Genomic DNA, 11484 nt, shown 5'->3' with positions numbered 1-11484 from the left:
TACGGGGAGACACGGCTGGTGAACGGATGCAGCAACGGTGTTCCCTGCTCGCGCGAGCAGCACCAGGCCAACAGGCGGACTGAAGTGACCGTGCTTGAGTATTGATTTTAGCGGCTATCAACCTTAGATATTTAGTTATCGATCGGTTGCTTGATGATTGGAAAATATGTAATTTGGTCGACCATTCAATTGGACCAAATTTTCAATTGTGTAATCTCAATTAGCCGATTAAATTATATTATAGTTAAAGATCTATCAAATGTCATTACATGTTGCCATTGCGGACGACCATAGCGCAATCAGGGTGGGATTAAAATTTATTGTTCAAGAATGGATGCCTGATTCCGTTGTTTTTTTCGCGGAAGACATACCTAAGCTTTTGCGATTGGTAGCTGAAGAAGTGATTCATATTGTGGTTTTAGATATCAACATGCCAGGGGGAAATAATTTTCACGTGGTCAAGATGATCAAAGAAATTCAGAAAAACGTCAAAGTATTAGTTCTCTCCACCTATGGAGAAGAATTATACGCCCTTCGGTATATCGATGCCGGAGCAGATGGCTACCTCCAAAAAGACTGTGAAGAGGAGAAGATTATAGACGCGCTCGATACGGTGTATCAGGGAAAGAAATATCTCAGCGACGGGCTCCGGGATCAATTACTGCAAAATCGGATGAACCAGGGGCCCGGATCAAACGGCAATCCTTTACACCTGCTGACGGATCGGGAATTGGAGGTGTGTCACCAGTTGGTCAACGGTAAGGGCGTTAGCGAAATAGCAAAAACGTTGTTTATCCATACATCAACGGTGGGTACGTACAAAAATAAAATATACAAAAAATTTAACGTACAGAATCTAAAACAACTAATAGATACTTTTAGCATTCATAACGACGCAACAAAATCGTTATCGTAGTACTACATCCTAACTCGCTCTCAATGGTAAAGCCCGCATGAATTAATTGCGCCATATCCTTTACCAGCATCAATCCCAATCCACTTTGTTGCCCGTTTGTGTCGGGCATCGGAGCTGTGTTATTGTCATCATTGTAGTAGTCGATCTGGTCAGGATGCAGCCCCATGCCGGTGTCGGTAATACGGAATACGACTTGTTGACAATCATCTTTTTCAACCGATAGCATGATTTCGCCGTTTTCGGTGAATTTGATGGCATTGTCCAACAAATTGTGAATAATAATCGAAAGCACATCGGCATGAGAGCGAACAGCAGTATCGGCCGGGATGTGATTGTATATAACATTTCCCCGTGATCTTGCAAGCGATTCGAAGGTAACGATCTGTTGTTGGGCGATATCGAAAAGGCGTACTTCGGAAAACCTCAACCACTCCTTCATCAGCGTAACTTTGGCCAGTTTGGTCAGGTTATCGGAATAATTATAGAGGTGTTGGGTTGAGTGGTAGATCTGTTCCATTTCATCCGGTAAAAAGCCTTGCGTTTTTGCAATCTTTTTTACGCGTTGCAACGCTTTAACCACGTAGTTGAGCGGCGATTTGATGTCGTGGGTAATCGATGCGGACAAGCGTTGCTGCCAGTCAAACTGTTTTTTTAGATCGGCAGTCCGTTCATTGACCTTTTGTTGTAACCAGCGGTTTTGTTTAAGGATAAATCGGGTTCTAACATAGATAGTCAGCCAGATAAGTGCGCCGATAAAAAGGCAAAACAGCACAGTGAACCATCGTGTTTCGTGAAACATCGGTGGTACATATAGATGGAAGACCGCATAGTGAAATGCTTGAGGGTGGGCACCTTTGCGCATGCGCAATTTGATAGCGTGGTTGCCAGCAGCTAGTTCATTGAAGGTAAGCGTATTGCTAGGGCTGTTGACCGGAAGCCATTCGTTGCTGGGCCGGCCATCGCTGCGCTGAAGCATATACTCGATTTGAAGGTTATAAGGACTACCGTAAAAGGGGGTGGAAATTTTGAGATCCAGACGTAGGAAGTGACGAGAAATCTGAATAGTGTCGTGTATGAGTAACGGTTTTTTATCGAGGGTAACTTCATCAAGGATGATCCAACCAGTCGGGAATTCGTCGGTGATAAGGAGTGGATCATATTGCACAAGTCCATCCATTGAAGGAAAGGACAGGTGACCGTTGGGCAGTTCAATGGCACACGGTTCGCAACCACCGTTGAATTCATTGGTATTGAGCCCCCATTGCCTATCGTAGTAAAAATAGAATGGGTGGTTGGATTCGTCCTGTTTGTAATCCAGCAACTGCTGTTTGCTCACTTTGAACATTCCTTTGTTGGTGCTTATCCAAAGAAAGCCCTTTTGATCTTCCAAGATGCAATGAGATGTCGACAAATAACCGTTTCGATCGAGCGGAAAAGTGGTCATTTCCCCATCTTCATACAAGAAAAAGCCATGTTGATAGGTGGTAATCCAAAACCTGCGGTCCGAATCGTTTCGGATGCTGCGAATCAGTTTATTTTTGAATTTGGAGATTTCTTGCCAAGTGCCATAAGTAAGGTTGAACACAAAAAGGCCTTCAACAGTACCAATCAGTAATTCGTTGTCGGACTTGCGCTCCAGATAACTGATCTTGCTGGGAAACGAAGCTTCGGCACGGAACGTATCAGCACGGGCATCATACCTAACCAGCTTCCCGTTCTCGCCTCCAAACCAATAATTGGACGCCCGGTCTTTGAACGCAAACCGAGGTAAATCCGGGAACGGTTTTCTTCCGACGATGTGGTCAAGTTCGGGAGGCATGATAAGGATTTGGTCGGCTTGTAAAATCCAAAGGTTTTCATTTGGCCCTGCTATTTGACCGTATTTGGGCTCTTTTCGCTGCAAAATTGGTGAAAAGTGGGGCTGGTCATTTTGATCGAACGCCACGCCATGATCGGTGACCAACAACCCATTTCGTAACACGGTCTGATTGTAATACACATTACTTGGATACCGGTCGCCTACGCCAAGCAACTTGAAATGCCGCTTCTTTAAAATAAACAATCCTTTTGTGGCACTGCCGAGAAAGAGTTGCGCCTGTGATTCCAGATAAAAGGCTGTAATGATATCGTGCTTTTTAAAGTCAAAGCCAGCGAATAACAGCGTGCTGTGTAAGTTTTCGGCATTGTGCTCCGCTAAACGGTAAACGTTTTTCTCGGTGTACATAAAAAGTTGTTGGGAAGCCGCATTCCAATACACCGTGAAACTGGTTCCTGGCGGCAATTGTAGCAGATCACCGGAAATCTTTTTCGTTTTCGGTTGAAGGTCGCTTCCAATTTCGACGTAATCCAGGGAGTGGCTGAAATAAATTAACTTGCCCTGATGGACGGCGAAATGCCAGGGTCCATCGTTCGGAAAATAGATGGAAGTTACTGTGATTCCATTTTTTCCGATTCGCGAAATGGAATCTCGCGATACGATGAAACCGCCCTCCATGCCATCTGGTACGAAGACGTGTGAAGGGTTGTCACTTGGATATGGTGAGGGCAACGAAAGGTTATAGTGTACATTTTGGGGGTATTGTAAGGCAAAGTTGCGTGTGATTTCATGTTGTGCGTTTTCGGACAATGCCGCTTTTCCACTTTTTAGCAAAACCAGTTCCCCGATTTCACTCCTGGCCCACAGCTCATCCGATCGGTCAACTTTATACAAAGCACTCATCCGAATGGCTTTTAACGTTTCTGATAGTTCGTCAAACGTTCTGAATTGGCCTTGGCCATCATAGCGAATGGGACCTTTTTCGGAAATCAGCCAAATGAAACCTAAGTTGTCCTGACCGATTCCTTTTATGCTGTTTTGCGGAAGGCCATGGTCGTCTGTATATCGATTAATAATAAACGTGTCGTCTGCCGCAAAAGTCTGATTTATATGAAGTTGTATTGCCGTTAGTAAAAATAGATAGTATGCTTTGTTAAGCAAGCGCGTAAATCCGGTAACCATTCTGTATGAAAAGCTATAGTTAGATCGATGTTTAAGATTAGCAAGTTTCCTGATGCGTCGGGAACATTGTCCAAATATAAGAAATTGTAAACGGCTGTGCGCTTGCATAGAAAATATTCTAGGAAATAAACACGATGCTTTCGAGAAGTATTTCAAGGAAAGCCCATGATCATGGGGTATCTAGTTAAATATATTTGTGCAGCTACTAATGAAAGGCACTGATGGAACGGGCTTGCCGCTTTCAGGTTCTATTTTTTATTGTTAATAAACATCCACTATGAAAAGAGCTTTATTTACCTGTTTTCTATTTTTCTCAATTTTTCAAGTGCAGGCCGCCGATTACTATTGGGTAGGCGGTGGAAGTAACTGGAGCAATATAAACAACTGGAGGTTGGGAAGTCCCACTGGAAGCGCACCGAGTATCGTGCCTGCTGCGGGCGATAACGTGTTCTTTGGCGCGTACAGTGGCTTTGGCACAACCGTAGCAGCGCGTACCGTCACCTTGGATGCCAATGCGTTTTGTAGAAATATGACCTGGGAGAGTGGTGTGCCTAACAATCCCATTCTCGCACGGGGGGGATCAAGTATATTGTTTGTACACGGAAATCTTACCTTACAGCCAACGGTTACCTACAGCAACAGCGTAAGTTTGGAGTTTGCGGGATCAAATCCGGCTACACTGACGACCAACGGCGATATAAACAGCATTCTGAACATTACAATCAACAAACCGGGAAGCGTACTGACATTGGCGGACGATCTGATAAACACGGCGACGACGGCTAATAACACATACGGCATAACGCTTACGGCAGGTACATTGAATGCATCAGGACGGAAACTGTCGACATTCAATTTTAATAGCGAAAACAGCAACGTGCGGCATTTGGATATCTCCGGCGGCGAACTGCTGGTCTCGCGCAATTTTTATTTCCGCGGCGCCAATAAGACCGTGGCTGCAGCGGGTTCTTTTGTTCAGGTGGGGATCCGCTTGATGCTTGACGGTGGTGAATTCGATGTGATGGAAGCCTTGCACCACAACCCCGGCAACGACCTCTTTTCCGTCTTCAATACCACGTTCAGGAAATTGACGTTTACCAGCCCCTTAGTATCATCCAATGCACGTGTCCAGGACAATAACACCATTGATTCATTGATTTTTTTGGGATCAGGTGTGATACGGGGCAACAATAATATCCGGTACCTTTCGTTCGCCGAAAACGGTACAGTGGGGGTCTTCGGCATCGGCGGGGTAAACAATGTAATCGAATATGCGGAAGTCGGCGGTACGTTTACCGCCAATAATGGCGGACATGTTTTCGATTCCCTGTTGACTGCACCGAATAAGAACATTTATATCGCTAGGGATATTACCATCAATAAATACTTCCGTGCCGGCGGCGTCTCATGCGACGGATTCACGGAAATCACCGGAAGTAACGCGGGTACGATTCATTTTGCTGATGATGCCGAGGTTGATATCGATAATGTGTTGCTGGGTAACCTCGCGGCTACGGGCAGCATCACGCCAATCACGGTCAACGGCATAGACAACGAGGGCAATACGGGTTTTATCATCAATACGCCCGCCATGGAAAGCCGTACCCTTTATTGGGTGGGTGGTCCGGGCGATTGGGCCGACCGTAGCCATTGGAGCGAAAGTGACGGTGGCGCAGGCGGTGCGTGCATCCCGTTTACCACGGACGACGTTATTTTCAACGAAAACAGTGGCTTGAACGCCGGCGGGACAGTCACTACTTCGGGCAACTCCTATTGCCGTGATATGACCTGGACCACCGGCATCACGGGCAATCCGATATTCGACGATAACAATAACTTTCTGCTGCGGGTGTATGGCTCCGTAATCCTCAACCCAAATGTCACGATGAATGCCATGCTATTCATGGCAGGTGAAGCGGACGTGACGGTCACAACAAATGGCAGTGCGCTAGGTGCGCTGGAGCTGCGCATCCGCAAAACGGGCGCCACGGACATGGGAACGGTTACGTTGGCAGACGACTGGAGCAATCCGCAGGGCATCATCAATTGGCTGCGCGGGGATGTAAATGTGGCGGACAGGACCATAAACATCCATGCGTTTGCGGCTATTCAGTCATTGGGCGGGGTGCTGCATATGCGCGATGCATCCATTACGGTAAACAATTGGGAGTTCCTGAACGACGCGAAAACGACCGATGCGGCGGGCTCCTATGTGCTCGCTAACAACAAGCTGGATATCCGGACCGGGACATTCTATCGCGTGGAGGGCAGCCCGACAAGTTTCAACGCATTTAACATCACCAATGCGACGATCGATTTTCTGACGTTTAGCAATCCATCGTCTACGAGCGATGCCATAATACATGGTAATAACATTATCGGTACACTGGAATTCAAGGGCCGTGGTATGATCCGAGGATCCGGGAATGTCATTGATTCGCTCATTGTCGGGGAAAACCGCAACCTTCGCATGTATACCGGCACCACCAACCGGATCGAAAAGTACTTCCAGGCAGTACACCCCGATTGCAGCGGCCTTGGGGAGATACGGAGCGAAACCGGAGCGAGCACATTGCAATTCGGTGCAGACGCCGAAGTAAACATTACCAATGTGTATATGGAAAATATTGTCGCTACCGGTGGTGGTGGCAGCCTGAGCCTTCCCATTAGCTTTTCGGGTGCAGATGCTGGCGGCAATACCGGATGGAATATTGACGCATCGGATGACGACCCACGGTATTGGATAGGCGGCGCGGGCGACTGGAACGATGCGTTGCATTGGAGTACGACCCCGGGTGGGCCAGGGGGCGCATGTATACCCACCGTAAACAACGATGTGTATTTCGACGCGAACAGCGGGTTCACGCCGGGTTCGAAAACGGTAACCGTCAGTGCAGGCAATGCCTATTTCCGCAACATGAGTTGGCAAGGGGCAGCCAATGCGCCAGTCCTGAATCGAACCATGGGCTGGGAAATGGAATCTTTCGGTTCATTGTTCGATGCGGGCACCGGTGTAACGATAAATGCGACCATTTCATTTAAAGGCAATGAGGCAACCACGCTAAATGGCCAGCCATTGGGCAACTTTGACGTGGTGGTGCGCAAAGCAAATGGAGTCGGCGGACTTCGGATCCCGGCTGATTTCAGCAATAACCAAACGTCGATCCGGTTGTTTAGCGGCACGTTTGATGCTTCAGATATTGTGTTAACCATAGATACGCTGAATAATTACAATAACGATACGGATATCCATGTGGATATCAGTAACACCATAGTCAACACAAGGGTGTGGGCGTACACCGGCGAATTTGCCAATCGGACACTCAATGCGGATAATTCGGTGATTAATGCGCAGCGGGTCTATATCGATGGGCTCAACTACAATGTGATGAATGTATCCGGCACCTTGAGTAATTACGCACGGTTCTCGAATGCTGCGATCGGGTCGGTCACCTTTACGGATCCCAGCACAAGCTCGGCTATCGGTATTCTGGGTGATAACAGTACGTTCGGAAGGGTCGAGTACAAAGGTAGCGGAGCCGTCTACGGAACAAACAATACGATCGATACCCTGATATTTTTCCCGGGCAATATGTACACATTTACCGCAGGGACAAATACGACGATTACCGACGAGTGGTTTGGCAGTGGCACGCCCTGCCGATTGACCGAAATTACCAGTAGCAGTATGTCGGCCAATGCGACCGTCACTAAGGCTTCCGGTGCGGTCGAATTCGATTACGTTCGCCTCCAGCGCATATCAGCCGTCGGAGGAGCTGAATTCACTGCCGGCTCGCACAGCTCGGACTTGGGCGGCAATACGGGCTGGGACATCGCTCCCTACGATGGCGCGGCGCCGATTGAGGGGCTTGGACCAGATGTGAGCCTGAGCGACGCCGAATTTCCGTACACCATTTCGACGGATGGCTTTTTTGGATCGCCATTATCGCAATACGAATGGAAGAAGGACGGTGCAGTCATCGGCACCGCCAGCGAACTCGTGGTCACGGAGCCCGGCGAATACGCCATCAAAGTTGATTTTCCGGACGGATGTTCGGTACTTGATACCATCCTGATCGCTCGGGATTCGGCCGACCTCGTAACAGTGAAGAAATTGCAAGAAGCTACACAGGTTTCCTACGCACCGGGAGAGGACGTTGTGTACACGATTACCATCACCAACAACGGTCCGGAGGATGCGGTAGACGTAACGGTAACCGATGTGGCGCCATCGGGAACGGCTATCAGTAGTTGGACGGCTACCGTTACCGCAGGTACGGTTGATTTGCTGAATGCTTCCGGTACGGGAGATTTGGCGGAAACCATTGCGTTATTTCCGAATGGCGCAGAAGTGGTCTATGAGGTCACCTTAGCAACCGGCTCCGGCCGGATAGGCGATCTGAGCAACACCGTTGAAGTGACCACGGTTACGCCAGACCCGGCTCCCGGTTGTGACGCCTGCACAACGACACCCCTTCCAGCGGCACCGGTCGCTTCGGTTTCGGTAACGAAGGAATTAGCTGACGATACGCAGCAAGGATATATCCCGGGCGAAGACGTAATCTACGTGATCACGGTCGCCAACGATGGCCCTAGCGATGCCCGCGATGTGAATATTGATGATACCGCACCTGCTGGTTCAACCATTTCCGGCTGGACAGCCACCGTCGTAGCCGGCGACGTAATCCTGCCGAATGGCTCTGGCACAAATGGCTTGAGCGAAACGATCCCGGTGCTGCCGAGCGGTGGGATCGTAACATATGAGGTTACCGTAGAAACCGCTGCTGATTTAACTGATGATTTGGTGAATACGGCCACCGTGACCAGCATCACGGAAGATCCGGATGAAACGGACAATACGGCAACCACCGCAGCACTGCCTTCGGTTCCGGCTGCGCCGGTGAGCGGGGGCGACCAGGAGGCATGCGCAGAAGACCCCGTGCAGACATTGACAGCGTCCGCGACGGTTCCGGCTGGACAGACTGTGGTGTGGTACGACGCGCCGACAGGGGGCGATGTGGTTGCCAGCCCTGTGCTGGATGCGATCGGTACCGTAACCTATTATGCTGAAGCGCAGAAGGGTGTGCTGGTGAGCGAAACGCGTACGGCGGTGACATTAACGATATACGCCCTGCCCAACGTGGTAATCTCCGACCCGGCGATCACCTGCTCGGGCAATGCGATCGACCTTACCGCTGCGGCGGTCACCGCAGGAAGTGATGGCGGCTTGGTGTATAGTTACCATACCGATGCAGCGGGAACCATGGAGCTGACCGATCCGGCGGCTGTAACGGCCTCGGGCATCTATTACATCAAGGGCACCGATCCGGCGACGGGCTGCAGCACGATTGCGCCGGTAAATGTCCAATTCGTTGACCGGCCGGTGGTTATCGTTACGCATCCGGATTGTGTGGTGGGAACGGGATCGATAAACATCACTGACCCCATAGGCGCAGGTTTCGAATATTCCATCAACGGCGTGGACTACCAGTCCGACCCGCTATTTGAAAACGTTGCTCCCGGCACCTATCTGGTAACGGCCCAGCATACATCCGTACCCGGCTGCGTGAGCGAAGCGCTGGAGGTGGTCATCAGTCCGACCCCCACCACCTATACACCCGTGGTGGTTCAGCCGGACTGTGACAATCCGTTAGGACAAATCGAATTTCCAGTAGATCCGGTTTATGAGTATGCGGTTTATCAGACCGGTGAAACACCGGTATATCAGTCGTCTCCCATCTTCACCGATGTGCCTGCGGGCACTTATGAGGCCGCGATGCGGCTGATCGCCGGTGGATGCGATGCGACTCCGATTACCGTTACCGTTGCGGAAGCGCCCGAAGTCCCCGCTGCTCCGGTGAGCGGCGGAGACCAGGAGGAGTGCGCAACCGCGCCAATCCAGACCCTGACGGCCGAGGCACTTGTACCTGCGGGGATCACCGTTACCTGGTATGATGCACCTACAGGCGGCAATGCCGTTGCTTCGCCCGTGCTGAATGCGGTGGGCTCGATCACCTATTACGCGGAAGCTGGCAATGGCGATTGTGAGAGTGAGACACGGACCGCTGTGACATTGACCATTAATGCGCAACCGGTCATTGATCCGTTGGACGATCAGGTGGTGTGCGGTCCGTTTACACTCCCGGAAATTACGGGTACGGACCTGACCGGCGATCGCGCTTACTATACCGAAGCCGGCGCAAATGGCACGCGGTATATGGTGGGTGATGTGATTTCCGCGGCCGGAACGTATACGTTGTATCAATATGCGGCTACTACAGCGGGTTGCACAACGGAGTCGTCGTTTACATTGATGGTTAATGACACACCGGGAGCGGGCAGCATCGGTGCGGACCAAGCGATCTGCTACGGGGAAACCCCGGAAGCATTGACTTCGGTGGCAACGGGTACGGGTACCGGCACCATAACTTATCGTTGGGAATCTTCGCCCGATGGGACGTCATGGTCGGCAGTTACAGGTGCCAGCGATGCGACGTACCAGCCGGACGCGGCGACCAATACCATACAGTACCGCCGGATCACGGTCGCTACGGCCAATGGCCTGACATGCGAATCTGCACCGACTGATGCCGTAACCGTTACCGTAACGGGTGAGTTGACCGCAAATGCGGGCGCTGACCAAACGAAATTCCATAACAACACCTTTACGCTGGCTGCAAATACGCCGACACTCGGCACCGGAATATGGTCTGTCGTATCGACGGAGCAGCCCGCTGAGTTCGTTGATCCTACCAGTCCTAATGCAACGATTACCTTGTCCCCTAACACTTCGGTTACCTTGCGGTGGACGGTAACCGAAGGCGATTGCAGCGTTTTCGATGAGGTAACGTTGACGTCCGTCAATGGCGCCGACGTAGCGGTGACCAAAGCGCTGAAAGATATCGGCCAGCCCGGTTATGTGCCCGGCTCAGCCGTGGAATACGTAATTACCGTCACAAACAATGGCCCTGCATATGCCGAGGGTGTCCGGGTACGGGACGTCGTTCCTCCGGGTGCCACGATGCTGGGATGGACAGCCCAGGTGACTGCCGGTACCGTATTTTTGCCGGGAACCGCTGGTTCGGGCGATTTGGACCAGACGATACTGTTATTGCCCGACGGCGCAGCCGTCACTTACGAAGTGACGATACAGCCGTCAGACACGATGAGCGAGGACCTGGTCAATACGGTCGAAGTATCGACCGACACGGATGATGCGGACCTCGCCAACAATACTGCGGTCACTACGGCGCTCCCATCGGTTCCGGCCGCGCCGGTGAGCGGTGGCGACATGGATGCATGTGCCGAAACACCGGTGCCGACACTTACGGCGGCCGCTTCAGTGCCCGACGGCCAGACCATCGTCTGGTACGATGCGGCAACGAATGGAAATGTGGTTGCCAACCCCTCCCTATCTGGCATAGGAACGATAATTTATTATGCCGAAGCACAGAAGGGCGCCCTGGTGAGCCTGACGCGCACGGCGGTGACGCTGACCATCCATGCTTTGCCGAATGTAGTCATCACCGATCCGGCGGTAGCCTGTGCGGGCGGCACCGTAGACCTTACG

3 protein-coding genes are annotated in these 11484 nt (G+C 50.9%); 2 read left to right on the top strand and 1 reads right to left on the bottom strand.

Annotated features, from left to right (window positions below):
• Positions 1 to 259 precede the first annotated feature (259 nt).
• The gene (locus ACFOET_RS17875) at positions 260 to 916 is read left to right on the top strand and encodes a response regulator (RefSeq protein WP_379025204.1); all 657 of its coding nucleotides are present in this window, start codon (positions 260 to 262) and stop codon (positions 914 to 916) included.
• Here the strand turns inward: ACFOET_RS17875 and ACFOET_RS17870 are convergent.
• Positions 879 to 3914 (bottom strand): sensor histidine kinase, encoded by a 3036-nt coding sequence (locus tag ACFOET_RS17870; protein WP_379025202.1) that lies wholly within the window; start codon positions 3912 to 3914, stop codon positions 879 to 881. The genes ACFOET_RS17875 and ACFOET_RS17870 overlap by 38 nt on opposite strands.
• A 277-nt stretch (positions 3915 to 4191) precedes the next feature.
• On the opposite strand from ACFOET_RS17870, the gene ACFOET_RS17865 reads away from it, so the two are divergent.
• Positions 4192 to 11484: Ig-like domain-containing protein (locus ACFOET_RS17865; protein ID WP_456320336.1), on the top strand; the 7293-nt coding region annotated here is incomplete at its 3' end.

It is taken from the genome of Parapedobacter deserti, from assembly GCF_042646065.1.
Taxonomy (GTDB): Bacteria; Bacteroidota; Bacteroidia; order Sphingobacteriales; family Sphingobacteriaceae; genus Parapedobacter; species Parapedobacter deserti.
Note: the sequence above shows the minus strand (reverse complement) of the source record. Positions and strands in the feature narration are given on the sequence as shown.